The organism is Streptomyces albofaciens JCM 4342 (genome assembly GCF_008634025.1).
GTDB lineage: Bacteria > Actinomycetota > Actinomycetes > Streptomycetales > Streptomycetaceae > Streptomyces > Streptomyces albofaciens.
This window is the reverse complement of sequence record NZ_PDCM01000001.1, coordinates 1,389,844-1,413,425: the sequence shown is the minus strand read 5'-3', so window position 1 is coordinate 1,413,425 and position 23,582 is coordinate 1,389,844. Positions and strand designations below refer to the sequence as shown.

The window sequence follows — 23,582 nt, the reverse complement described above, 5'->3', positions numbered from 1 at the left end:
GGCTCGTCAGTCCGAGCGGCGCCGGGTGCGGATGATCAGTACGAGCACCACACCGCTGATGACGGTGGCCACCGCCGCCCCGATGAACAACGGATCCCGGAACCCGCTGCCACTGTGCGCCAGCTGATCCCCGCCGTCGGTGGAGGTGGGGGCGGGGCTGGGCAGGGGGGTGTGGGAGGAGTGGGTGGGAGTGGGAGTGGGAGTAAGGGTGGGGCGGGGGTGTGAGTTGAGGTCGGGGTTGGCGTCGGCTCGGGGGAGGTCGGGTCCGGGGTCGGGTCCGTGGGGCCCGGGGTCGGCTCCGTGGGGCCCGGAGTCGGCTCCGTCGGGCCGGGGGTCGGGTCCGTCGGGTCCGGGGTCGGGTCCGTCGGGCCCGGAGTCGGCTCCGTCGGCGACGGGGTCGGCTCGGTCGGGGTTGGGATCGGCTCGGTCGGACTCGGTGAGGGGACCGTCGGGCTCGGTGACGGCTCGGTCGGGCTCGGAGTCGGCTCCGTGGGCGACGGGCTGGGCTCGGTCGGCGACGGAGTCGGCTCCGTGGGCGACGGGCTGGGCTCGGTCGGCGACGGAGTCGGCTCCGTGGGCGACGGGCTGGGCTCGGTCGGCGACGGAGTCGGCTCCGTGGGCGACGGCGACGGCTCCGTGGGCGAAGGCGACGGCTCCGTGGGCGAAGGCGACGGTTCGGTCGGTGACGGACTCGGCTCGGTCGGACTCGGTGACGGCTCCGTGGGACTCGGTGACGGTTCCGTCGGCGACGGGCTGGGCTCGGTCGGCGACGGACTCGGCTCGGTCGGCGACGGCGACGGCTCCGTAGGACTCGGCGACGGGGTCGGCTCCGTAGGACTGGGCGACGGACTGGCCGTCGGGCTGGGCGTCGGGGTCTGCTCCCGGCAGTCCGGCAGGTCGCCGTCGAACGGATAGCTGTGCATCTCGGAGCCGGACGTCGAGGTGTGCACCAGCGAACCGACCGTGAAGAACCGGCCGTTCATGCCCGGTACCGACACCGTCGTCGTACTGCCCTGCTTGCCGACCAGCACACTCCCCTGGAACTGCGCGCTGCCCTTGAACTCGACCGTGTTCGCGTCCGGGAAGTTCCACAGCAGCCGCTGGCGGATGCCGCGCGGCTGGAGGTCGTGTCCGATGTACGTGTTGATCGTACGGGCGTCCCCGAGCATGTTGACCAGGACGGTCGCGCCCTCCGGGATTCCGGTGAAGGTGATGCCCTGGGCGCCGCCGTTGCGTCCCGCCAGGTCGAAGTCGACGTTGAAGACCTGGAGGGCGGACCTGCCGTCCCCGGTGAAGACCGTCGAGTAGCCCTGGTTGACGGCGGTGCCGGTGGCGGGCCGCGGCCCGTTCCCGGTCCGCGCGTAGCACCGGCTGCTCGCCGTGAGGTCGGGCACCAGCCTGCGGTACGGGTCGGCGGCGCCGGGCCGCTGGTCGGCCTGGGGAATCACGGTGCCGGTGAGCCGGCCCTCGTAGGCGACGACGCCGTGGGTGCTGCCCTCCTCGGCGAGCAGCCGCTGCCCGGGGGCGATGGTGACGTCGCCGCCCACGGTCAGGAAGTCGGAGCCGTTGGGCGGCGGCACCCGGGAACCCACCGCGATACCCACGTTGTAGACGCCGGACCCGCCGGTCTTGTTCATCTCGAAACCGCCGAGCGTGACGACCTTCCCTTCGGCCTCCGCCGCCGAGCCGCCGACGCGGAAGTCGCCGCCGACGAAGATGTTGAGGTTCTCGTCCCGGCCGGCCACCGGTCCGTTGTTCGGATCGTCGTACGAGGACGGGCAGCCGTCCCCCAGGCACGGGCCGAGCCCGTCGGGCAGCGGGGCCGCGAAGCCGAACGCCGCGAACAGGCCGAGGAGCACGGCGGCGACGGCTCCCAGTGCAGCGGCACCCACCACATGGGACCGTTTTGTCTTTTTTGCAGGCATATACACACTATGTGCGTAGAGAGGCCGGGCGGCCGGTCGGCCCGCGCACCCGTACGGCGAGTCCCCCTGTCCAGCCGACAGTCGCACCGCCGCCAGCCGACCGCCCCGCCGTCACCCAGGCCTGAGGCCCCGTCAGGCCGCCTTCAGCTCCTGCCGCTGCCGCCCCAGGCCGTCGATCTCCAGCTCCACCACGTCACCGGCGCGCAGGTACGGCTTCGGCTCGGGGCAGCCCATCGCCACACCCGCCGGGGTGCCGGTGTTGATGACGTCGCCCGGGTACAGGGTCATGAACCGGCTGAGGTAGCGGACGACTTCGGCCACCGGGAAGATCTGCTCGGCGGTCGTGCCGTCCTGCCGCAGCGTGCCGTTGACCCACAGCCGTACGCCCAGCACCTGCGGGTCGGGCACCTCGTCGGCGGTCACCAGCCACGGGCCCAGCGGGTTGAACGTCTCGCAGTTCTTGCCCTTGTCCCACTGGCCGCCGCGCTCGATCTGGAACTCGCGCTCGGAGACGTCGTGCGCGATCGTGTAGCCGGCGACGGCGGCGCGGGCCTCGTCGTCGGTCTCCAGATAGCGCGCGGTCCGGCCGATGACGACGGCCAGTTCGGCCTCCCAGTCGGTCTTCACGCTGCCGCGCGGCACCAGCACCGGGTCGTACGGGCCGACGACCGTGTCGGGCGCCTTCATGAAGACGATCGGTTCGGCCGGTACGGCGGCGCCGGTCTCGCGGGCGTGGTCGTGGTAGTTCAGCCCGATGCACACGACCTTGCCGATCCGGGCGACGGGCGGGCCGGTGCGCAGCCCGGCCGGGTCCAGGCGCGGCAGCACTCCGGCGGCGGCCGCGGCCCGTATCCGCGTGCGGGCCGGGGCGTCCGCCAGCAGAGCACCGTCGATGTCCGTGACCAGCGACGACAGGTCGCGCAGGGCGCCCTCCTCGTCGAGCAGCGCCGGGCGTTCCGCCCCCACCGGACCGACACGCAGCAGCTTCATCGGTACAACTCCCGTGGTCGAAGGGTCGGTCCGGGAGGGCTCTCCCGGACCGGCCGATGGGGACGGCCATCGAGCGATTCGGACGATCGTCCAAGAACGGCGTCCGCTCCGCAAGACCCGGTTCACGTACTGGACCGTTACCCGGCGGTACGGGCCGGGGCCGCGCCCCCCTTCTCCGGCGTACGGTCCGCGCCACCGCCCCGGTGCAGCAGCGCCCGCTCGCACGCCGTCCACGCCGTGGTCGTCGCCAGGTAGAGCGCCGCCGCCAGCGGCAGCACCGCGACGCTGATCAGCGTCCCGAAGGACAGCAGCGGCATGATCTTGAGCATGCCGCCGAGACCGGGCACCGCACCGTCGGCAGCCGGTCCCCCCTCGGCACTCCGCGCCATCGTCGTACGCGCCCGCCGGTAGTTCCAGAAGGCGACCGCCGCGGCCAGGCCGAACAGCGCGAGGTACACCAGCCCGTGCGGCCCGAACGGCCCGCCGTCCGCGAGGGCCTGCGACCAGTGGCCGCCGAGCGGCGCGCCCAGCAGCGTGTGCCCGAGCAGGCCGCTGCCGTCGTCGGTGAACAGGTGGTACATGAGGAAGAAGACGGGGAGTTGCAGGAGCGCCGGCAGGCAGCCGGCCAGCGGTGAGGAGCCGGTCTCGGCGTAGAGCGCGAGCGTCGCCTCGCGCAGCCGTTCCGGGTCCTTGGCGTACTTGCGCCGCAGCTCGGCCAGGCGCGGGGCGTGCGCGGCGCGGGTCTTCTCGCCGCGGGCGGCGGCGCGGGCGAGCGGGTGCAGGGCGGCGCGTACGCACAGGGTGAAGAGGATGATCGCGGCGGCCGTCGCGGAGCCGCCGAAGAGCGGTTCGATGAGGTCGGCGGCCTGGGTCAGCGCGCTGCCCAGGGTGGAGAAAACGGACATGGGTGAGCCCTCCACGGGTCTCGTCGTGCCGGGGAAGAGGTCGGCGTGACGAGCCGCGCGGGCCGGAGCCCCCGCACGGGTGCGAGGTGGAAGCGCCTACGCGGCCGTCGGGAGGGAACGGCCGGGTGCCCTGGGCCGCGGACGGCCGGCGGCGTCGGGATCGCGCTGTGGCAGGAAGGCCGTACGGCGTTCCCGGTCGCGCAGGGCGGTGCGGACGCGGCCCGGCGGTTCGGGCCGGGCGAGTACGGCGGCCAGGAAGGCGCGGCACAGCAGCAGCACGGCGGCGGTGGTCGCGGCGGCGGCGAACGCGGGGGCCAGCCCGCTCTGGGCGAGCAGGAATCCGGAGAGCAGGAAGAAGAGCGCGCCCACGTACAGCCGCCAGGCGTCGGCGCAGCGCTGCATGTGTGCACTCCTTTCCGTGAGCCGTACCGGTCGTACCAGTTCTACTAGCCGCACCGGTTCTGCTGGTCGCATCGGTCCTGCCAGCCGTACCACCGGTGTCCGCCCCAGCGTAACCGCAGCGGCGGCGGGCGGAGCGGCGGCCCCGGAGGGGAGCCCGGGGCCGCCGCGGTCGGGGTGCGCCGTCACAGCCCGTTGACCCGGGCCTCCCGGGCCATGCCCAGCGGGCGGATGGTGGAGGCGACGGCCCGCGCCCGGCGCCCGGCCCGTGAGCGGTAGCGCCGTACGTGGGCCATCAGACGGCGGCTGCGCAGCGCCATCTCCAGCTCGAAGCGGGTGCGCGGATCGCGCAGCGCGGGTCCGAAGAGCTTCTCGATCTGCCGCAGGCGGTAGCGCACCGTCTGCGGATGCACCTGGAGCACCTTCGCCGCCTCCGGCGCGCCACCGCCTTCCAGCCAGGCCAGCAGGGTGACCTCCAGCCGCTCGCTCTGTCGCGGGGTCAGGTCGTCCAGCGGGCTCAGCCAGCGCGAGGACAGCGCCCGGGCCAGCGATTCGTCCTGGAGGAGGAGCAGCGCCGAGAGGTGGTCGTCGACGAAGGCCGGGCGCGTGTCGGGGCCGCCGCGGCCGGGCGAGAGGGCCAGCAGAGCGCGCGCCCAGCGCAGCGAGGAGGAGGTGTCACCGGCCGGTACGGCGTGGCCGACCGCCGCCGCCCGCCCCTTGAGCGCGGCCTCCAGGCGGGCCCGGGTCTGCGTACCGGGATCGGGCACGAGCAGGCAGGTGTCGCCGTCCACCGTGCCGATCAGGGCGTCCCCGAGGGCGGCGGCCAGCTGGGGCGCTTCGGCGGGCGAGGCGAGGGCGATGGCCTGGACGAAGGCCGGTACGGGCCAGCCGGCGCAGCGGGCCACCTCGCAGAGGGCGACATCGGAGACGTCCTTGGTGCCGCAGAGCGCGGCGAACAGTTCGCGGCGGGCGGGCGCGACCGGCAGCGGGGTGACGACGAGGTCCTTGGGGCGCCGGGCGCGTTCCGCGGTCTCCTGGTAGCCGAGCGCCACCAGCATGGCCTGTTCCACTGCCCAGCGGGCCTCTTCGGCGCCCATTTCCGCGAGAAGTGCGGAAAAGGCGGGAAAGCCGCTCCGCAGCTCCTCGGTCACCTTCCCGGCGAGCGCCGGGAGTTCCTTCTTCAGAACGCGGGTCCATTCACCGCGGGGGCGTGACCAGATGCGGGTCAGGAGATCACACATCGCTACCTCGTTCCTGGCGTGATGCGGAGGGATTGCGGCCCTGCTGCCCGGCGGCACGGTGCGGACGCGCTCCGGGCGGTGGTCCTGCTTGGAGGGGCACCATCCGGAGTTACCCGCCGTAACTTCGATGCCGGTGCAGGAATTTGTCACAGCGCGATAAACCGCAGGACGCCCCGGCGGCCTTCCGTGATGCTGCTGCACACCCCGATCACCGCCGTTCGGTACCCGCCTTTGCGCACCCGGCGGGACCCGGTCACGGAAACGGAAAACCATGGCGAATTCCGCGGTGAATCGCGCAGGCGTGGACCGGTCACGGCCTGAGCGGCGCACGCGGCACCTCACCGCCCCCGGCCGCATTCCGCGCTTCCCCTTCCCTTCCCCCTCCCCCTCTCCTTCCCCTCCTCATGCTGCCCCTCCTCAAGGAGGCCCGATGCCCGCTTCCCGTCTGCGGACCGTTCTGCGCCCGGCGCTGCCGGCCGTCGTGCTCCTCTTCCTGGCCGTGGCCACCCGTGCCGGCGCGCCCCGACGCGCCCTGGACTTCCTGGACTTCGGCGCCGGCGTGCTCGCGCTGGTCTCGCTGACCGGCACCGTGCTGTGGGGCCTGGCCGCCACCGACCGGATGCTGCTGCACTCCGGCCACCGGCTGGTCGCCCAGGCCGTGCACCGCGGCACCGGTGTCGCGGGACTCGGCTTCCTCGCCCTGCACATCGGGGTGAAGGTCGCCCGCGGCCGGACCAGCGGCGCTGCCGCCGCGGTGCCGTTCGCCGACGGCGGCCGCCCGCTGCTCATCGGCCTCGGCACACTGGCGGGCTACCTGTTCCTCGCGGCGGCGGTGACGGGCGCGGTGCGCGGCGCGTTCACCTCGCGGCGCGGGTCGCGGTGGTGGCGGCTGCTGCACATGGGCGCGTACGCGGCGTGGTGCGCGGCGCTGGTGCACGGGCTGAAGTCGGGCCGACCGGCGGCTGATTGGGCGACGGCTGCCTACCTGCTGTGTGTGGCGGGCGTCGCGGTGGTGCTCGTGTTGCGGGTGCGGATGTCGCGGGTGCGGATGTCGCGGCAGGCCCAGGCACCGGGCGGCCGGTCATGACGTACCGCCATGTGCTGCCCGCCGCAGGACGCACACCCGCCGTACCGACGCTCGCCACGCTCGGGCCGCCCCGGTTGCTGGCCGGGCTGGACGGGACGGAACGGCTGGACCGGGTCGCGCACCTGGCCCGGCACGGCAGCCCGCCCGACCTGTCCGCGAGCGAACTGGTGGCGCTGGCCGAGGACACCGGTCTGCGCGGCCGCGGCGGCGCGGGCTTCCCTTTCGCGCGCAAGCTGAGCGCCGTACTGGAGGCGCGGCGGCGCGCGGACGGGCGTGCCGCCGTGGTCGTCAACGGGAGTGAGGGCGAGCCCGGTTGCCTCAAGGACACGGCGCTGCTGCTGTACGCGCCGCATCTGGTGCTGGACGGGGCGCTGCTGGCCGCGCGGGCGCTCGGCGCCGAGGAGGTCGCGGTCGGGGTGACGCGCGCGGACGTGGCCCGCTCGGTGCGCCGGGCGATCGCCGAACGCGGTCCGCTGTCCACGCCGGTGCGGGCACAGCTGCTGACGGAACGCTTCGTCACCGGCGAGGGCACCGCGCTCACCGACGGCCTCAGCCGGGGCCCCGGCCTGCCCTCGGGCCGCAAGGTCCGCTCCAGCGAGCGCGGCCTGAACGGCCTGCCGACCCTGCTGTCCAACACCGAGACGTACGCCCAGCTCGCCGTCGCCGCCCGGCTCGGCGCCCTCGGTTACCGCAACACCGGCGACCCCGCCGAGCCCGGCACCGTCCTGCTGACCGTGGCCGGGGAGCGGGTCGTGGAAGCGCCGACCGGGGTGCCGCTCGCCCGCGTACTGGCCCTGTGCGGGCTCTCCCCCGGCCGGGGCGTGCTCATCGGCGGCTACCACGGCACCTGGCTGCCGCCGTCCGCCGCCGCCACAGCCGTCCTCACCCGCGAGGCCCTGGCCGCATACGGCGCGGTGCTCGGGGCGGGCGCGGTTCTGCCGCTGCCGGAGGTGACCTGCCCGGCGGGCGAGACCGTACGGGTCGCGCGCTGGATGGCGGCCGAGTCCGCCGGGCAGTGCGGGCCTTGCGTGCTGGGCCTGCCCGCGCTTGCCGATGCTCTTGGCCAGGCGGTGAGCGGCGGCGGACAGCGCGCGCTGGATGCCGTACGGGCCCGGATGCGGGCCGTGGAACGGCGCGGTGCGTGCAGCCATCCCGACGGCACCGCCCGCTTCGTCGCCTCGGCACTGGCCGCCTTCCCCGAGGAGTTCGCCGGGCACGCGCGCGGTGCCGGGTGCGGCCGTCCGGTGCTCGGCGTACTGCCGGTGACCGGCGAGGAGGCGGACGGCGGTGGCCCGCCCGGAACCGGCGGTGGGCGGCACGCCGGTGGCCACGCGGCGACGCCCGCTCCCCGGTCCCCGGCGCCCCGGTCCCCCGCGCCCGATCAGCGGCTGCTCGTGGACTGGACGCTGTGCCAGGGCCACGGCCTGTGCGCCGACCTCGTACCCGGCATGGTCCGGCTAGGCGCCGACGGCTACCCGGAGCGCGCCACCATGCCGCTGCCCGCCCGGATGCGCCGCCGCGCGCAGCTCGCGGTGCGCCGCTGCCCGGCGCTGGCGCTGCGCATCCAAGGCGCCGGATGACCGGAACGGGAGCGCGACAGGCACCACTTCGGCGCGGTTTCTGTCCTCCGACTGTTCCCCGACTGTTCCCCGACTGTCCTCCGATGACAACTTCCGCCCCGCCTGAACACCGTCCTCCCACCCCTCGTACCCCGCAGACAGCACACCCCCGTACCTCGAAGGAGGCCCCGTGCGCACCTCGAAGGAGACCCTCATGCGTACCTCGAAGGAGACCCCCGTGCACCAGCAAGCACCCACCGGCGCGGCCACCCCGCACCCCGTCCGCACCCTGCGCCCCGTCCGCACCCTGCGCCCCGTCCGCTCCCTGCACCCTGTCCGCCGCCCCGACACCCAGCGGCGGCACGCCGCGCTCGCCGTGACGGCCGCCGCCGTCATGGCGCTCACCGCCGCCTGCGGCTCCGGCGGCGGCACCAACGCCGCGCCGGTGGCCAACGACAAGGTCCAGTCGACCAGCGGCGGTTCCTCCGGATACGGCTACGGCTCCGGCGGCAGCGGTTCCGGCGCGGACAAGAGCCAGGCCGGCGGCGACGGCTACGGCTCGTCCGATGGCAGCAGCCGGCCCGCCGCCCAGGGCGCCCCCGCCGGGACCCTCGCCCTGCGCCAGTCCCCCGAGCTGGGCCCGGTCGTCACCGACAGCAAGGGCATGACCCTCTACCGCTTCGACAAGGACACCGCCAAGCCGCCCAACTCCGCCTGCTCCGGCGCCTGCGCGACCACCTGGCCCCCGGTACCCGCCGACGACACCGCCGCCGCCTCCGGCATGGCCGCGAGCGCCCTCGGCTCGGTCACCCGCGCCGACGGCAGCAAGCAGCTCACGATCAACGGCTGGCCGGCGTACCGCTACGCCAAGGACACCGCCCCCGGCGACACCAAGGGCCACGGCGTCGGCGGCACCTGGAACGCGTTCGCGCCCGACGGCAAGAAGGCCACCGCCGGGCCCGCCGCCGATGTCTCCGTCTTCGACCAGCCCGAGCTGGGCAAACTGCTCGTCGACAAGGAGGGCCGGACGGTCTACCGCTTCAACAAGGACAGCGCCTGGCCGATGAGGTTCGGGTGCAACGGCGCCTGCCTGGACACGTGGAAACCCGTCGCGCCCGCCGACAAGAGCAAGCTGGAGGGCGTCCCCGCCAAGCTGATCAGCACCGTCACCCGCCCCGACGGCACCAAGCAGCTGGCCGTCGACTGCTGGCCGGTCTACACCTTCAGCGGCGACAAGCAGCCCGGGGACGTCAAGGGGCAGGGGAAGATGGGCACCTGGTTCGCCGTCTCCCCGGAGGGCAAGAAGATCACCTCGCCGGCGACGGGCTGACCTCCGCCGCGCCGTCCCCCGGCGTGCCGTCCGCACCCGGGCCGTCGTCCCCCGTATCCAGGTCCGACGCCAGCACCTCGGCGTCCGGCCGGTCGTCCACGGGCCGCGGCCCCAGCCAGGTCACCGCGAGCGCCACCACCAGGTTCACCGCCAGCGCCACGATCCCCGCGTTCATGCCGCCCACCGGGTCGTGCTCGGTGAAGACCAGTCCGCAGACCACCACAAGGCCCACGGCCAGTCCGGCGACCGCCCCGTACAGCGTCAGCCGCCGCCACACCAGCCCCAGCAGAATCATCGGGACCAGCTGCGCCATTCCCTCGTACGAGATCAGCGAGAGCCGCACCAGGGTGTTCGGCGCGGTGTACGTCAGCAGCAGCGCCAGCGCTCCCGCCACCACGACCACCACCTGCGACCACAGCTTCTGGCGGTTCGCCAGCCGGGGCACCGCGCCCAGCACGCTCCTCCCCCACATCGTGCCGATGACCAGCATGAACACGGCCATCGGCACGATGGAGGAGAGCGCCGCCGCGACACCGGTCACGCCCACCAGCCAGGCCGGCAGCGAGTCCACCACCAGCTTGAACAGCGCCAGATTGGAGTCCGCGCCGGTCAGCCCCGGCACCACGAACAGGGCCGCCATGCCCAGCAGCATCGGCACGAACAGCAGCACGTTGTAGAACGGCAGCAGCACCGCGTTGCGCCGCAGGGCGTCGGCGCTGCGCGCGCCCAGGTAGCCCGCGACGGTCGTCGGGAAGATGACGACGGTGAGGGAGTTGAGGAGGGAGGTGGTGATGAACCAGCCCTGGTCCAGGCCGCCGGACGCGTGGCCGGGGAAGGTCAGCCACTGCGGCTTCTCGGCGACGATCCGGTCCAGGAACGGCCCGTACCCGCCGAAGTAGTGCTGCGGTACGTAGACGGCGAGGAAGGCGAGGGTCGCGATGACCAGGACGTCCTTGAGGACCGACACCCACGCGCTGCCGCGCAGCCCGCTGACCACGACGAAGAGCGTGGTGACCGCGAAGCCGATGAAGTACGCCCAGTTCAGGCTGATCGCGCCGTAGGAGATGGTCGTCACGACCACGCCCATGCCGGTGATCTGGAGCTGGATGTACGGCAGCAGGCAGACCGTCGCGAGGATCGCCACCGCCGTGCCCAGCCAGCGCCGCCCGTAGCGGTGCGCCACCAGGTCGGTGATGCCGACCAGGCCGTGCCGGCGCGCGTACGACCAGAGCATCGGGCCGACCACGAAGCCGATCGCGTAGCCGCAGGACATGTACGCCAGGACGTAGAGGACCGGGGCGCCGAAGTTGTAGCCCCAGCCCGCCGCGCCCAGATAGCTGAAGCTGGTGTAGCTCTCGCCCGCCATCAGCACCCAGATGAAGACCGTGCCGAGGCTGCGGCCGCCCACCGACCACTCGGCCAGCCCGCCCCTGCCCTTGCCGCGTCCGCCGCCGCGCACCGCCAGCAGGCCCAGGGCCAGCGTCAGCACCATGAACGCGGCGAAGATGGAGGTGGCGATCGTCGCGTTCACGCCGTGCCCCGCTCTCCGGCCGGTGCCCCGGCCGCCCGTCGCGCGGCCCGCTTCCGGTCGCCGCGCCAGGCCAGCCACACCGCGGCGGGCGTCAGCAGGGTCGCGAGCAGCATCCAGAAGACGAGGAAGGGCAGCCCGAGGACGGTCGGCGTCACGCGGTTCACCAGCGGCAGCGCGCCGAGGTAGAGCACGTGGGGGACCAGGAGCCACAGCAGCGTGGGACGTTTCAGCACAGCCGGAGAGCCTATCGGGGCAGCGCGCCCGTCAGACGGCCCCACACCACCAGCCGGTACGCCGAGGAGTACTCCGGCGTACAGGTCGTCAGCGTCAGGTAGGCGCCCGGTTCGGTGTAGCGGTACCCCGGACGGGCAGTGCTGTACGGGACGGGCGCGGTGACCGTGCCGTCGGAGGGCGTGGTGCGCGGCAGGGTCCGGTCGACCGCGTACGTGTAGCGGACGGCCGCGGTGACCACCTCGACCGTGTCGCCGGGCCGCAGCCGGTCGAGGCGGCGGAACGGTTCGCCGTGCGTGTTGCGGTGCCCGGCCAGCGCGAAGTTGCCCTGCTCGCCGGGCTGGGCGGTGTGCGCGTAGTGGCCCGCGTAGCCCTTGTTCAGGACGGCGGTCCTGCTGGTGCCCTCGGCGACGGGGACGGTCAGGCCCAGGCGCGGGATGCGCAGGACCGCGTACGCGGCGTCCGGGCGGGGGCGCGGCGGCGGGGCCTGTTCCAGGGTGCTGCGGAATTCCTGGCTCATGCGGACGCCGTGCCGCTCCGGTTCCGGGTGCGGTGTCGATTCCGGTTCCGGCTCCGTGGACGGCTGCGGTTCCGGGGCGACGGTGCCGGGCCGCGGTGCGGCGGACGGCGCGCGCCGGGCGTCCCACTGCCGCTCCAGCCGGGAGACCTGGTCGCGGGCGCTCGCCTGTGCCTGCCGGTTGGTCCAGTACAGCTGGTGTACGACCAGCAGCAGCACGAGCACGCCGAACGTCACCGCCAGCTCCGCGCCCGCCCACAGCACCCGTACGGCGGGCGGCCGTCGCCGTCGCTGTCCCTGCACCACCACCGGTATCCGCTCGCGCACGCGGGCACGGTAGGGCCTGCGGCGGGAGACTTCCAGAGGCGGCGCCCGCGCTCTGCCCCGGTGCCCGCGCCCCGCGTTCCCGCGAACGCCCCGCGCGCTATCCGCCCAGCAGCCGCGACACCGTGTAGATGCACAGCCCGGCGAGCGCGCCGACGACCGTGCCGTTGATCCGGATGAACTGGAGGTCGCGCCCGATGTGCGCCTCGATCTTCTTCGAGGTGTGCTCGGCGTCCCAGCTCGCCACGGTGTCGGTGATCAGGGAGGTGATCTCGTCGCGGTAGGTCGTCACGACGTGTACCGCGGCGCCCTCCAGCCAGCGGTCCACCTTGCCCTGGATCCGCCCGTCCCCGGCCATCCGCTGCCCCAGCGACAGCAGCGCCGCCCGGGTGCGCTGCCGCAGCTCGCTGTTCTCGTCCTCCGCCGCCGCCACGATCATGGTGCGGACCGAGCTCCACGCCGAGGCGATCAGGTCCTGCACCTCACCGCGCCCCAGCACCTCCGACTTCAGGCGCTCGACCCGCTCACGGGTGTCGGTGTCGGACTGGAGGTCGCTCGCGAAATCCCTGAGGAAACGGTCCACCGCGCCGCGCGCCGGGTGCTCGGGCATGTCCCGCATCTCGGTGACGAACCGCATCAGCTCCTTGTAGACCCGCTCGCCCACCTTGCGGTCCACGAAGCGCGGCGTCCAGCCGGGCGCGCCGCCGGAGACCGCCGTCATCACCGAGTCGCTGTGCGCGGCCAGCCAGTCGTGGGCCCGTACGCAGACCAGGTCCACCACCCGCCGGTGGCCGCCGTCCGCGACGACCTTCTCCAGCATCTTGCCCAGGCCCGGCGCCACCTCCTGCGCGTCGGCGCGCCGGGTGATCGCCTCGCCGACCACCGCCTGCACATCGGAGTCGCGCAGCACGGTCAGCGCGCCGCGCAGTGCGGTGGACAGCTCCGCCGTCACCCGGTCGGCGTTCTTCGGCTCGGCGAGCCAGGCGCCCAGCCGGCGGCCGATGCCGACCTTGCGCAGCCGCTGCCGCACCACCTCGCCGGACAGGAAGTTCTCGCCGACGAAGTCGCCGAGGCTCACGCCCAGCTGGTCCTTCTTCGTCGGGATGATCGCGGTGTGCGGGATGGGCAGCCCCAGCGGGCGCTTGAACAGGGCGGTCACCGCGAACCAGTCGGCCAGCGCGCCGACCATGCCGGCCTCGGCCGCCGCCGCCACATAGCCCGCCCAGCCGCCCGCCCCGGCGGCCTTCGCCCAGGTGGCGAGGGCGTAGACCAGGGCGACGCCGACCAGCAGACAGGTCGCCAGGGTCTTCATGCGCCGCACGCCGCGCCGTTTCGCCTCGTCGGCGGGGCTGTACGGGAAGCCGCCGGGCGGTACCGGGCCGCGGACCCGGCCGCCGCCCGCGTGCGCGCCGCCGGACGGTGTCCCGCCCGCTCCCGCGGCCGTATCCGCGCCGGGAATCACGTCCGTCTTCATCCGTTCCATCCGTTCCATCCGCTCGCACCCGATCGGACCGTACGTATCGGCGGGTGCCCCGCTCCGTGCCGGTACGTGCGTTCAACTGTGTCCTACTCCGGCCGCGCACCACGAGTTCCCGCGTCCGGCCCGCCGGGGTCCGGGCCGCCGGGCGGACCGGCGTGCCCGCGTGGCAGCATGAAGGGCGGCCGGACCACGCCGCCGATACACGCTGCCCTGTACCCGCCCGGAGCACCCCGTTCCGCGTCCTCCAGGAGACCGTGCCGCATGTCCACCAGAGGGGGCTCGTCCCTCAGCGGGCGCCTGTCCGCCAGAAGGGTCCGTGCCCTGACCGCCGGGCTGGCGGTGCTGGTCGCGCTCATCACCGCCGTGGTCCTGTTCGTCCCGGGCGGCGACGGCGAGGGGGCTTCCGAGGACGGCAGACCGGGGCCCGCCGCCGACCGGTGGGCCGGTACGTGGTCGGCCGCCGCCGCGGCCGTCGAGCCCGGCAACCACGACGGCTACGCGGGGACGTCCATCCGCAACGTGGTGCACACCAGCATCGGCGGCACCAGCGCCCGTATCCACCTCTCCAACCTCTTCGGCACCCGCCCGCTGACCATCGGCCACGCCTCCCTCGCCCGCGCCGCCGGGCCGGGCACCCCGGCCGCCGCGCCCGGCAGCCTGCGCCGCCTGACCTTCTCGGGGCGGCCCGGCGTGACCGTCCCGGCGGGCGGCGCGGTCACCAGCGACCCGGTCCGGCTGACCGTGCCGCCCGCCGCCGACCTGCTGGTCACCACCTACTCCCCCGCCCCCTCCGGCCCCGTCACCTTCCACCCGCACGCCCGCCAGACCTCCTACCTGGCGCCCGGCGACCGGGCCGCGGACCCCACCGGCGGCGCCTATACGAAGAAGGTCACCTCCTGGCGCTATCTGACCGGCGTGGACGTGCGCGGCCCGCACACCGACGGCACCGTCGTCGCCATCGGCGACTCGATCACCGACGGCAACACCTCCACCCCGGACGCCAACCACCGCTGGCCGGACTTCCTCGCGGCCCGGCTGCGCACCGAGCCGGGCGCGCCCCGTTACGGCGTCCTCAACCAGGGCATCAGCGGCAACCGCCTGCTGACCGACGGCAGCCGCTGGTCGGTCAGTGCCGGGCCGAGCGTGCTGTCGCGGCTGGAGCGTGATGTGCTCTCCCGCGCGGGAGCGCGGTCGGTGATCGTGGAGATCGGCCTCAACGACCTGTTCAAGTCACCGCGCCGGCTCGACCCGGAGGAACTGGCCGACGGCATGCGGCAGATCGAGCGCCGAGCGCGGGCGCGCGGCATCCAGGTCATCGGCAGCACCCTCACCCCGTTCGGCGGACACCGCGGCCATCAGGCGCGGCTCGACTCCGTACGGCAGGCGCTCAACGCGAAGATCCGCGCCGGGGAGGTCTACGAGCGGTACGTGGACTTCGACAAGGCACTCCGCGACCCGGGGGACCCGCTGCGGCTGCGGCCCGCCTACGACTCGGGCGACCACCTGCACCCGAGCGACGCGGGCTACCGGGCGATGGCCGCGGCGGTGGACGTGCGGCAGCTCAGGGGACAGCCGAAGGGACGGGAACCGGGGGCGCCGTGAGCCGTCCGCCGGAACCGGAGGCGCCGTGGACCATCCGCGGGCATCCGCGACCCCGTAAGCCGCCCGCCGCCCCGCAGCGTCGTGAGCCGTCCGCCCTCAGTCCAGTTCCTTGCGCAGCCGGCCCGGCACCTCGCGCCGGTACGGCTCCCGCGGGAGCGCCGAGTCCGCCCGGCGTTCACGCTCCCGCTCGCGCTCCAGCCTCAGCCGCTCCTTCTCCTTCTTGGACATCTTGCGCCGGACCCCGACGCCGGCCATCATCGCGAACCCCGTGATCTTCACCCGCGGTGCGCCCGGCTCCCCCGGCTCGCCGTCGCCGTTGTCGAAGCCGCCCATGAAGCCCCAGCCCGTCACCTGCACCTCGACGCCCGGCGGCACCACGACCTCGATGCCGCCCATCAGCGCGAAGCAGCGCACCGTGACCTCGCCGGCCTCGAAGTTGGCGTCCCGCAGGTCGATCTCGCCACCTGCCTGGAACACCCCGGCGGTGAAGACCCGGGGCACCGTCCAGCGCCCCTTGCGCGAGAAGCCGCTCCAGAAGGCGAAGGCCTTGCGGGAACTCGGCTCGCCGCCGATCCGCTCCCGCCAGGGAAGGACCCCGGACGTGCCGGGGCGCGCGATCGCCGCCCGGTCGTCGTGCGGCTGCGGCAGGTCCGCGACCAGCGGCTTCAGCGCGCCGACCGTGCGCGCCTGGTACGCCGCGGTCAGCCGCTCGTCGAACTCCGCCATCTCCAGGCGCCCTTCGGCGAGGGCCTCGCGCAGGATCTCGGCGACCCGCTCGCGGTCGGCGTCCGAAGCGCGCAGATCGGGGAGTTCGTCAGTCATACGGACAGATTAATGCCTCACGGCGCGGCCCTGTCCGCGTACATCCGGGAGATGACGTCCTCGATGTCCGGCTCCCGCACCGACAGGTCCACCAGCGGATAGCGCTCCGCCACCGCCGAGACGACCGGCGCCGCGCTCTGCGCCGCCGGAAAGGCCAGCCACTGCCGCGGGCCCTCCACCTTGACCGTACGGGCACCGGGCACGCCCTCGATCGGCGGCAGTTCCCGTTCCAGGTCCACCACCAGGGTCCGCTCGCTGCGCCCCACCGCGTGCAGCCCGTCCAGGCCGCCGTCGTACACCAGCCGCCCGTGGTCGATGACCATCACCCGGCGGCACAACTGCTCGATGTCGGTGAGGTCGTGGGTGGTCAGCAGGACGGTCGTGCCGTGCTCCGCGTTGACCTCGCGCAGGAAGCCGCGGACCTTCGCCTTGCTGATGACGTCCAGGCCGATGGTCGGCTCGTCGAGGTAGAGCACCTCCGGGTCGTGCAGCAGCGCCGCCGCGATGTCGCCGCGCATCCGCTGGCCGAGCGAGAGCTGACGCACCGGCACCGGCAACAGCGGCCCGAGGTCGAGCAGTTCGACGCAGCGCTCCAGGTTGCGGCGGTAGACGGCCTCCGGAACCCGGTACATCCGCCGCACCAGCTCGTAGGAGTCCCGCAGCGGCAGGTCCCACCACAGCGTCGTCCGCTGCCCGAACACCACCCCGATGCGGCGCGCGAGCCGGGTGCGTTCGCGGGCGGGGTCGATGCCCGCCACCCGCAGCCGGCCGCCGCTGGGCACCAGGATGCCGGTGAGCATCTTGACGGTGGTGGACTTTCCCGCGCCGTTCGGGCCGATGTAGCCGACCATCGCGCCGCGCGGCACGCTGAAGCTGATGCCGTCGACGGCCCGCACCTCTTCGCGCACCCGCCGCAGCCGCCCCGCCTTGCGCCGTACGTGGAAGACCTTCTCGACGCGGTCCAGTTCGATGAAGCCGTCCTCCCCGCGGCGCTCCGCTCCGTCCCGCTCCACCCCGCGCCCGGCGCCCGGCGCCGCGTCCTGTGTACCGACCCGCATGCCGTCCCTCAGCTCCCCGTGCTCCGGTAGTTGCGCAGGCCCGCCCGCCAGGCCAGCCACGCCAGTACGCACATCAGCGCCGCCACCGCGGGCCCGAGGAAGTCCACCCAGCCCGGCAGCCCGAGCGGGTCGTCGCGGCCCAGCAGGCGCAGCGCGGGCAGCCAGTTGACGAAGGCGAGCGGTACGACGAAGGTGACGCCGCGCACCAGGTCCTTGGCGAAGACGGTGGGCGGGTACTGGAGCATCGTCGTCCCGCCGTAGGTGAACGAGTTCTGGACCTCGGCGGCGTCCTGGGCGACGAACTGGAACGCGGCGCCGACGGTGAAGACCGCCGCGAAGATCACCGCGCCGCACAGCAGCATGAGCGGCACCAGCAGCACCTTGCCCGGCGTCCAGGCCACCTCCACCCGGGTCAGCGACCAGCCCAGCACCAGCGCCGCCTGGGTGATCCGGCCGAGCCGGCGCAGCGCGAAGCGGTCCGCCGCGACCTGCGCGAAGACCGGTACGGGGCGCACCAGCAGGACGTCCGTCGTGCCGTCGCGGACCCGGGCGCCGAGCCGGTCCATGCTGCCCAGCACCAGGTCCGCCAGGCCGAGGGCGGCGCCGGACGTGCCGTACAGGAACGCCACCTCGGGCAGCGTGAAGCCGCCGAGGACGGTGATGTGCGAGAACATCAGCAAGATGGCCAGGAAGTCCAGGGCGGTGGCGGCGAAGTTGCCGAGCGCGGTCAGCAGGAAGGACGCCCGGTAGGCGAGCGTGGAGCGTACCCACATCGCCACGATCAGCCGGTACGCCCGCAGCCCGTCGCCCGTCCGTACGGCCGCCGCCCCGGCCCGTACCCGTACGGCCGCCACGGCGCGCCCCCGCTCCTCAGCCACCCTGCACCACGACCTTCCGCGTCGCCACGGACTGCGCCAGCCGCCCGGCCGCGAGCAGCACCGCCGCCCACCCCGCCTGGAAGGCCAGCGCCCGCGCGGCATCGGCGCCGTCGTGCACACCGAGCAGGACGTCGGCGGGCACCTGGAGCATCGACGACCAGGGCAGCAGCCGTACGGCCTCGCCGAAGCCGCCGGGGAAGACGTTCAGCGGCAGCACCATGCCCGAGAAGAACATGCACAGCAGCCCGGCGACCATGGACACGCCCGCGCCGTCCAGCAGCCAGAAGGACGTCAGCGCCACGAGGTAGCGCAGCGCGAAGCCGACGACCACACCGAGCGCCACCGACACCAGGAACAGCAGCCAGGTCACCGGCGAGGCGGGCAGCGCGTGCGGGAAGGCGAGGGTGCCCACCGCCATCGGCACCAGGCCCCGGCCGATCAGCTGGAAGGCGGCCCGCCCGAGGTCCGCGGCCAGCCACCACAGCTGGAGGTCGGCGGGCCGGTGCAGGTCGACGGCGATGTCCCCGCTGCGGATGCGGTCCTGGAGCTCGTCCATGCCGCCGCCGATCAGCAGCCCGGTGGCGGCCAGCAGCGCCTGGCCGGTCCAGACGAAGGTCAGGGCCTGCGGCAGGTCGTAGCCGCCGAGACGGGGGCGTTCGGTCCACAGGGCGATGTAGGTGTAGGCGAGGATGAAGCCGAAGACGGTGTTGGTGAATACACCTGAGGCGGTGGCGATACGGTAGGTGGCGTAGCGCCGGAAGCTCCTGGCCGCGACGGCGGCGTACAACACGTCCCGTGCCTCCCGTACCTGACCGCGCGCCGGTCCGGCGCGAGCACCGGAGCCTAGTCCGGCGGCGAGCACCCGGCCACGCATTTATTCACCCGTTCCGGTGAGCCGGGCGCCCCATTCGGCCGGTCACGGAGCGGTCACAGGTGCGCGCCGCCCCTCGTGACCGAAGGGCATGATGCGAGAGTTTCGTATCGGGCGACAGTTCCTTTTCCGGCTATGGGCGCGATTCGCCCGACACGTCACCGATCCGTCGCGGCACAACCGTCGGCGGCGGCCGAGGAGTCCTTACAGACATGAGCGACGATCCGCAGCAGGACGGCAAGGCCGGCTCCCGCGTTCCGAGGTGGGCCGCGCGCTCCAAGGTGCCCCCGGCCGGCGGCGACGGCCCGGAGGGCGCGGGGCCCGGAGCCGGCCCCGGTCCCGGACCCGGCGGGAAAGGCGGCAAGTCCCGCCCCAGGCGCACGGGCTGGCGGCGCGTCATCCCCACCTGGCGGATGGTGCTCGGCGGCTTCCTGCTCATCCTGCTGCTGATCGCGGGCGGCCTGATCGCCGGTTACGTCCTCGTCCCCATCCCCGCCGCCAACCAGGCCGCGCAGGCGCAGAGCAACGTCTACCTCTACGCGGACGGCAGCCAGATCGCCCGCGACGGCAAGGTCAACCGCGAGAACGTCCCGCTCAGCCAAGTACCCAAGACCACCCAGGAAGCCGTACTGGCCGCCGAGGACCGCGACTTCTACTCGGAGTCCGCCGTCGACCCGGGCGCCATGCTGCGCGCCGCCTGGAACACCGTCACCGGCAAGGGCAAGCAGTCCGGTTCCACCATCACCCAGCAGTACGTGAAGAACTACTACCTCGGGCAGGAGCAGACCCTCACCCGCAAGGCCAAGGAGTTCTTCATCGCGATCAAACTGGACCGCGAGCGCAGCAAGTCCGAGATCCTGGAGGGCTACCTCAACTCCAGCTACTACGGCCGCAACGCGTACGGCATCCAGGCCGCCGCGCAGGCGTACTACAGCAAGAACTCCGACCAGCTCACCACCGCCGAGGGCGCCTACCTCGCCACCCTCCTCAACGCGCCCAGCGCGTACGACGTCGCCGCCCACCCGGAGAACCGGCAGCGCGCCCTGGACCGCTGGAACTACGTCCTGGACGGCATGGTCAAGAAGAAGTGGATCAGCGAGTCCGAACGGGCGACGCTGAAGTTCCCCGCGCCGGGCAAGGCCAAGCCGCCCACCGGCCTGTCCGGGCAGCGCGGCTACCTCGTCGAGGCGGTCCGCGACTACCTGACCAAGAACGACATCATCGACGACCGGACGCTGGCCGCCGGCGGCTACCGCATCACCACCACCATCGACAAGAAGCGGCAGGACGCGCTGGTCAAAGCGGTGGACGAGCGGCTGATGGACGAGCTGGGCAACTCCAGGGCGGACCGGTACGTACGCGCCGGAGGCACCTCCATCGACCCCGCCACCGGCAACGTCGTCGCCATGTACGGCGGCATCGACTACGCCAAGCAGTACGTCAACAGCGCCACCCGCCGCGACTACCAGGTCGGCTCGATCTTCAAGCCGATCGTCTTCGCGTCGGCGGTCGCCAACGAGTCGGTCACCCAGGACGGCCGCCGGATCACCCCGAACACCGTCTACGACGGCACCAACAAGCGCGAGGCCGTCAGCAACGGCCGGGGCACCGGCTTCGCCCCCGGGAACGAGGACGGCCGCTCCTACGGCCCGATCACCGTCTCCACCGCCACCGACAAGTCCGTCAACGCCGTCTACGCGCAGATGGGCGTGGACGTGGGCCCGAAGAAGGTCAAGGAGACCGCCATCGACCTCGGCGTCCCCAAGGACACGCCGAGCCTCGGCTCCTCCCAGGGCGCCATCTCGCTCGGCACCGCAACGCCCAGCGTGCTGGACATGACGCAGGTGTACGCGACGCTCGCCAACCACGGCAAGCAGCGCGCGTACAGCCTCGTCGGCAAGGCCACCAAGGGCGGCGAGACCGTCGAGCTGCCGGACCGCGGCGAGAAGACCGCGGTGCCGCGCAACGCCGCGGACACCACCACCTCGATCCTGCGCAGCGTCATCGAGAGCCCCGGCGGCACCGGCGCCGAGGCCCGCGCCGCCGGGCGGCCCGCGGCCGGCAAGACCGGCACCGCGGAGGAGGACCGGGCCGCCTGGTTCGCGGGCTACACGCCCGAGCTGGCCACCGTCGTCGCCGTCCTGGGCCAGGACCCGGACACCGGCGCGCAGAAGCCGCTGTACGGCGCCGCGGGCCTGCCCCGCATCAACGGCGGCGGCTTCCCCGCCCAGATCTGGGCCCAGTACACGGCCGACGCCCTGAAGGGGAAGCCGGTCAAGGACTTCGACCTGGAGCTGGAGGCGGGCGCGGACCAGCCGCCCTCCCAGGAGCCGAGCGCGTCCGGCGCGTCGTCGAGCAGCAGCGCCGCGTCCCCGACCGACAGCGCCCCGCCGACGGGCCCCACCGGCGAACCGCCGACCAGCCGCCCCACCACGGCCCCCGGCCCCAGCTTCCCGACGTACCCGACCCACGAGCCGACGACCGGCCCCACCGAGGACTGGCCCACCGTGGAACCGCCCACCGGCGGCATCGACGGCGGGACGGTCGGCGGCCCGGGCGGCGTCGGCGGCGGCCGGGGCGGGATCGGCGGCGGGGTCGGCGGGGACGGGAGCATGACCGGGTACGGCGGGAATTTCGGGGGCTGGGACAACTTCCCGGGGACGTGACGCGGGCGGGCACGGGGGCGCGGGCGGGCGCGGGGCGCGGGCGCGCCCCGGCCTCAGTGGCCCGAGGTCGCCTTCAGGCCCACCACCGCCACCAGCAGCAGACAGATGAAGAAGATCCGTGCGGCGGTGGCGGGCTCGCCGAGCACCAGCATGCCCACGATCGCGGCGCCCGCCGCGCCGATACCGACCCATACGCCGTACGCGGTACCGATCGGCAGCGTCCGGGCGGCGTACGAGAGCAGCAGCATGCTGGCGACGATGCCCGCGCCCGTGAAGACGCTGGGCCACAGCCGGGTGAACCCCTCGGTGAACTTCATGCCGATCGACCAGCCGACCTCCAGCAGGCCGGCGACGACGAGCAGGATCCATGCCATGACGGCACCTCCGTGGAAACGAGCTTCTACAGGGGTGCGTCGTCTTGTCGTGACCCGGTACGGCGCGTCTCGTCGGGATGCTTCCGACCCTAGCAAAAGACGTACAAAACGGGCGGTGACGCTGGTCACCGCCCGCCGTTCTCCGTACGGCCGTACCACTACGGGTACGGCCCGCTCCGGCTCCGGGCTCTACAGGTACAGCCCCGTCGCGTCCTCGGCGCCCTCCAGGCGCTCCGCCGCCACCGCGTGCAGATCGCGCTCGCGCATCAGGACGTACGCGACGCCGCGCACCTCGACCTCGGCCCGGTCCTCCGGGTCGTACAGCACCCGGTCACCGGGCTCCACGGTCCGTACGTTCTGACCCACCGCGACCACCTCGGCCCAGGCCAGGCGGCGGCCGACGGCCGCGGTCGCCGGAATGACGATGCCGCCGCTGGAACGGCGCTCGCCCTCGGCGATGTCGGTACGGACCAGCACCCGGTCGTGCAGCATCCGGATGGGCAGCTTGTCGTGGGTGTCCTTGGCGTTATTCGGGCTCACGGCAAGACGGTACCTGCCCGCGGGACCGGACAGCGCACGCACCGGGGCCGGGCCGGGGACCGGCGGTACCCAGAGCCCCGGGAACGGCGGCGCCCGGAACCCGGGGCCGACGGGCCCGGAGCCCTAGGAGCGGCGGCGCTTCGAGCCCACCACCAGGAGTCCGACGACGGCCACACCGATCATCGCCAGCGGCACCACCCGCTCCAGGCGGGGCGCACCGTCCTCCGACACGAGCTGGGCGCGGATGTCCGAGACCGCGCGGTTGGCGGCCACATAGGCCCGCCCCGCCGTACGGTCCACGGCCGCCGCCGTCTTCGCCTTGGCGTCCCCCATGATCGTCTTCGGGTGCAGCCGCACGCCGATCTCGTCCAGCGTCACGGCGAGCTCCTGCCGCCTGCGGACGATGTCCTTCTCGATCTGCGCAGGGGTCCTGGCCTCCGACACCGCGCTGCCTCCGGTCGTCTCGATCCGTCTTCCGTGCGGACAGTCTGTCAGCCCACCGGCCCCGGCGCCCCACAGCACCCCCTTTTCGGGCGGCTCAGTAACCTCGGGATGTAGCGAAAACGGGAGCGCGACCCGCTCGCGCACCCGTTCCCGTACGCGATCACCGCGTGCCGCCCCACCCACGCCCCAAGGAGAGCCATGAGCGAGCGACTGCAGCCCGGCGACACCGCCCCCGCCTTCACCCTCCCCGACGCGGACGGCAAGGAGGTCTCGCTCGCCGACCACAAGGGCCGCAAGGTCATCGTGTACTTCTACCCGGCCGCGCTGACCCCCGGCTGCACCAAGCAGGCCTGCGACTTCACCGACAACCTCGACTTCCTGGCCGGCCACGGCTACGACGTCATCGGCATCTCCCCCGACAAGCCGGAGAAGCTCGCGAAGTTCCGCGAGAAGGAGGAGCTGTCGGTCACGCTGCTCGGCGACCCCGAGAAGAAGGTCCTGGAGGCGTACGGCGCCTTCGGCGAGAAGAAGCTGTACGGCAAGGTCGTGACCGGGGTCATCCGCTCCACCGTGATCGTCGACGAGGAGGGCAAGGTCGAGCGCGCGCTGTACAACGTGAAGGCCACCGGCCACGTCGCCAAGATCATCAAGGATCTGGGGCTTTAAGGGGGCGTTGGGCCGGATGGGGGGTGCTTCCGGTCCGGGGGCCGGGTGCTTCCGGACCGGAGGCCGGGTGCTTCCGGACCGGAGGCCGGGTGCTTCCGGACCGGGGGCCGGGTGCTTCCGGACCGGGGGCTGATTGCCGGGG

General features: G+C 73.5%; 22 protein-coding genes and 1 riboswitch. Of the genes, 6 read left to right on the top strand and 16 right to left on the bottom strand.

Annotated elements, in window-relative coordinates; all coding sequences use genetic code 11:
* Positions 1 to 35: 35 nt before the first annotated feature.
* The 5 genes from CP973_RS06520 to CP973_RS06500 form a co-directional block, all read right to left on the bottom strand.
* On the bottom strand, positions 36 to 1,892 hold the full coding sequence (locus CP973_RS06520; RefSeq protein WP_341874795.1) for a choice-of-anchor A family protein: 1,857 nt from the start codon (positions 1,890 to 1,892) through the stop codon (positions 36 to 38).
* Between the two features lie 165 nt (positions 1,893 to 2,057).
* Positions 2,058 to 2,915: a fumarylacetoacetate hydrolase family protein gene (locus CP973_RS06515; RefSeq protein ID WP_150238372.1), complete on the bottom strand. Its 858-nt coding sequence runs from the start codon at positions 2,913 to 2,915 to the stop codon at positions 2,058 to 2,060.
* A gap of 137 nt (positions 2,916 to 3,052) precedes the next feature.
* Entirely contained in the window at positions 3,053 to 3,820 is a 768-nt protein-coding gene (locus CP973_RS06510; RefSeq protein ID WP_150238369.1) for a YidC/Oxa1 family membrane protein insertase, read from the bottom strand.
* Between the two features lie 96 nt (positions 3,821 to 3,916).
* Positions 3,917 to 4,222 carry a DUF6412 domain-containing protein gene (locus tag CP973_RS06505; protein WP_150238367.1) on the bottom strand — a complete coding sequence of 102 codons (306 nt, stop codon included), beginning with the start codon at positions 4,220 to 4,222 and terminating at the stop codon, positions 3,917 to 3,919.
* Between the two features lie 182 nt (positions 4,223 to 4,404).
* The gene (locus CP973_RS06500; RefSeq protein ID WP_150238366.1) at positions 4,405 to 5,460 is read right to left on the bottom strand and encodes a PucR family transcriptional regulator; all 1,056 of its coding nucleotides are present in this window, start codon (positions 5,458 to 5,460) and stop codon (positions 4,405 to 4,407) included.
* Between the two features lie 430 nt (positions 5,461 to 5,890).
* Between CP973_RS06500 and CP973_RS06495 the strand changes: the two genes are divergently transcribed.
* From CP973_RS06495 to CP973_RS06485, 3 genes are all read left to right on the top strand, one after another.
* Positions 5,891 to 6,547 (top strand): hypothetical protein, encoded by a 657-nt coding sequence (locus CP973_RS06495; RefSeq protein ID WP_150238364.1) that lies wholly within the window; start codon positions 5,891 to 5,893, stop codon positions 6,545 to 6,547.
* Positions 6,544 to 8,127 (top strand): NADH-quinone oxidoreductase subunit NuoF family protein, encoded by a 1,584-nt coding sequence (locus tag CP973_RS06490; protein WP_150238362.1) that lies wholly within the window; start codon positions 6,544 to 6,546, stop codon positions 8,125 to 8,127. Before CP973_RS06495 ends, CP973_RS06490 begins: the two co-directional genes overlap by 4 nt.
* A 217-nt stretch (positions 8,128 to 8,344) precedes the next feature.
* On the top strand, positions 8,345 to 9,436 hold the full coding sequence (locus CP973_RS06485; protein WP_425281991.1) for an SCO0930 family lipoprotein: 1,092 nt from the start codon (positions 8,345 to 8,347) through the stop codon (positions 9,434 to 9,436).
* Here the strand turns inward: CP973_RS06485 and CP973_RS06480 are convergent.
* The 4 genes from CP973_RS06480 to CP973_RS06465 form a co-directional block, all read right to left on the bottom strand.
* Positions 9,414 to 10,967, bottom strand: coding sequence for a sodium:solute symporter family protein (locus tag CP973_RS06480; protein ID WP_150238360.1), 1,554 nt, complete (start codon positions 10,965 to 10,967; stop codon positions 9,414 to 9,416). The two genes, CP973_RS06485 and CP973_RS06480, sit on opposite strands and share 23 nt — an antisense overlap.
* Complete coding sequence (locus CP973_RS06475) at positions 10,964 to 11,200, bottom strand: DUF3311 domain-containing protein (RefSeq protein ID WP_208853138.1); 237 nt, start codon at positions 11,198 to 11,200, stop codon at positions 10,964 to 10,966. The genes CP973_RS06480 and CP973_RS06475 overlap by 4 nt, the downstream gene beginning before the upstream one ends.
* An 11-nt stretch (positions 11,201 to 11,211) precedes the next feature.
* Positions 11,212 to 12,042, bottom strand: coding sequence for a class E sortase (locus tag CP973_RS06470; RefSeq protein ID WP_244409299.1), 831 nt, complete (start codon positions 12,040 to 12,042; stop codon positions 11,212 to 11,214).
* 97 nt (positions 12,043 to 12,139) lie between these two features.
* Complete coding sequence (locus tag CP973_RS06465; RefSeq protein ID WP_425281939.1) at positions 12,140 to 13,513, bottom strand: DUF445 domain-containing protein; 1,374 nt, start codon at positions 13,511 to 13,513, stop codon at positions 12,140 to 12,142.
* A gap of 267 nt (positions 13,514 to 13,780) precedes the next feature.
* Here CP973_RS06465 and CP973_RS06460 point away from each other — a divergent pair, with 267 nt between their 5' ends.
* The gene (locus CP973_RS06460; RefSeq protein WP_150238355.1) at positions 13,781 to 15,121 is read left to right on the top strand and encodes an SGNH/GDSL hydrolase family protein; all 1,341 of its coding nucleotides are present in this window, start codon (positions 13,781 to 13,783) and stop codon (positions 15,119 to 15,121) included.
* 96 nt (positions 15,122 to 15,217) lie between these two features.
* On the opposite strand, the gene CP973_RS06455 is transcribed toward CP973_RS06460, so the two are convergent.
* From CP973_RS06455 to CP973_RS06440, 4 genes are all read right to left on the bottom strand, one after another.
* Complete coding sequence (locus CP973_RS06455) at positions 15,218 to 15,943, bottom strand: DUF1707 SHOCT-like domain-containing protein (RefSeq protein WP_150238354.1); 726 nt, start codon at positions 15,941 to 15,943, stop codon at positions 15,218 to 15,220.
* A gap of 17 nt (positions 15,944 to 15,960) precedes the next feature.
* Positions 15,961 to 17,001: an ABC transporter ATP-binding protein gene (locus CP973_RS06450; RefSeq protein ID WP_244409298.1), complete on the bottom strand. Its 1,041-nt coding sequence runs from the start codon at positions 16,999 to 17,001 to the stop codon at positions 15,961 to 15,963.
* An 8-nt stretch (positions 17,002 to 17,009) separates the two neighbouring features.
* Positions 17,010 to 17,774: an ABC transporter permease gene (locus tag CP973_RS06445; RefSeq protein WP_244409763.1), complete on the bottom strand. Its 765-nt coding sequence runs from the start codon at positions 17,772 to 17,774 to the stop codon at positions 17,010 to 17,012.
* Between the two features lie 97 nt (positions 17,775 to 17,871).
* Positions 17,872 to 18,669, bottom strand: a complete 798-nt coding sequence (locus tag CP973_RS06440) for an ABC transporter permease (RefSeq protein WP_150238351.1) — start codon at positions 18,667 to 18,669, stop codon at positions 17,872 to 17,874.
* A 293-nt stretch (positions 18,670 to 18,962) separates the two neighbouring features.
* On the opposite strand from CP973_RS06440, the gene CP973_RS06435 reads away from it, so the two are divergent.
* Entirely contained in the window at positions 18,963 to 21,416 is a 2,454-nt protein-coding gene (locus CP973_RS06435) for a transglycosylase domain-containing protein (protein WP_150238349.1), read from the top strand.
* A 53-nt stretch (positions 21,417 to 21,469) separates the two neighbouring features.
* Here the strand turns inward: CP973_RS06435 and CP973_RS06430 are convergent, their stop codons facing one another.
* The 3 genes from CP973_RS06430 to CP973_RS06420 form a co-directional block, all read right to left on the bottom strand.
* A complete protein-coding gene (locus CP973_RS06430) occupies positions 21,470 to 21,790 on the bottom strand; it encodes a DMT family transporter (protein WP_003984882.1) in 321 nt (106 codons plus the stop codon).
* 33 nt (positions 21,791 to 21,823) lie between these two features.
* Positions 21,824 to 21,889: riboswitch (guanidine-III (ykkC-III) riboswitch) on the bottom strand.
* Positions 21,890 to 21,979: 90 nt separating this feature from the next.
* Positions 21,980 to 22,282: a GroES family chaperonin gene (locus tag CP973_RS06425; RefSeq protein ID WP_176564603.1), complete on the bottom strand. Its 303-nt coding sequence runs from the start codon at positions 22,280 to 22,282 to the stop codon at positions 21,980 to 21,982.
* 171 nt (positions 22,283 to 22,453) lie between these two features.
* Positions 22,454 to 22,774, bottom strand: coding sequence for a DUF3618 domain-containing protein (locus tag CP973_RS06420; protein ID WP_003984880.1), 321 nt, complete (start codon positions 22,772 to 22,774; stop codon positions 22,454 to 22,456).
* Between the two features lie 198 nt (positions 22,775 to 22,972).
* Here CP973_RS06420 and bcp point away from each other — a divergent pair, with 198 nt between their 5' ends.
* Positions 22,973 to 23,440, top strand: coding sequence for a thioredoxin-dependent thiol peroxidase (gene bcp / locus CP973_RS06415; protein ID WP_150238346.1), 468 nt, complete (start codon positions 22,973 to 22,975; stop codon positions 23,438 to 23,440).
* Positions 23,441 to 23,582: the final 142 nt, after the last annotated feature.

Excerpts from the sequence above, each read along its gene's own strand:
- CP973_RS06515 (WP_150238372.1), bottom strand. The coding sequence starts at position 2,915 with ATGAAGCTGCTGCGTGTCGGTCCGGTGGGGGCGGAACGCCCGGCGCTG.
- CP973_RS06510 (WP_150238369.1), bottom strand. The coding sequence starts at position 3,820 with ATGTCCGTTTTCTCCACCCTGGGCAGCGCGCTGACCCAGGCCGCCGAC.
- CP973_RS06505 (WP_150238367.1), bottom strand. The coding sequence starts at position 4,222 with ATGCAGCGCTGCGCCGACGCCTGGCGGCTGTACGTGGGCGCGCTCTTC.
- CP973_RS06500 (WP_150238366.1), bottom strand. The coding sequence starts at position 5,460 with ATGTGTGATCTCCTGACCCGCATCTGGTCACGCCCCCGCGGTGAATGG.
- CP973_RS06495 (WP_150238364.1), top strand. The coding sequence starts at position 5,891 with ATGCCCGCTTCCCGTCTGCGGACCGTTCTGCGCCCGGCGCTGCCGGCC.
- CP973_RS06490 (WP_150238362.1), top strand. The coding sequence starts at position 6,544 with ATGACGTACCGCCATGTGCTGCCCGCCGCAGGACGCACACCCGCCGTA.
- CP973_RS06465 (WP_425281939.1), bottom strand. The coding sequence starts at position 13,513 with ATGAAGACGGACGTGATTCCCGGCGCGGATACGGCCGCGGGAGCGGGC.
- CP973_RS06460 (WP_150238355.1), top strand. The coding sequence starts at position 13,781 with ATGTCCACCAGAGGGGGCTCGTCCCTCAGCGGGCGCCTGTCCGCCAGA.
- CP973_RS06455 (WP_150238354.1), bottom strand. The coding sequence starts at position 15,943 with ATGACTGACGAACTCCCCGATCTGCGCGCTTCGGACGCCGACCGCGAG.
- CP973_RS06450 (WP_244409298.1), bottom strand. The coding sequence starts at position 17,001 with ATGCGGGTCGGTACACAGGACGCGGCGCCGGGCGCCGGGCGCGGGGTG.
- CP973_RS06445 (WP_244409763.1), bottom strand. The coding sequence starts at position 17,774 with ATGTGGGTACGCTCCACGCTCGCCTACCGGGCGTCCTTCCTGCTGACC.
- CP973_RS06435 (WP_150238349.1), top strand. The coding sequence starts at position 18,963 with ATGAGCGACGATCCGCAGCAGGACGGCAAGGCCGGCTCCCGCGTTCCG.
- CP973_RS06430 (WP_003984882.1), bottom strand. The coding sequence starts at position 21,790 with ATGGCATGGATCCTGCTCGTCGTCGCCGGCCTGCTGGAGGTCGGCTGG.
- CP973_RS06425 (WP_176564603.1), bottom strand. The coding sequence starts at position 22,282 with ATGCTGCACGACCGGGTGCTGGTCCGTACCGACATCGCCGAGGGCGAG.
- bcp (WP_150238346.1), top strand. The coding sequence starts at position 22,973 with ATGAGCGAGCGACTGCAGCCCGGCGACACCGCCCCCGCCTTCACCCTC.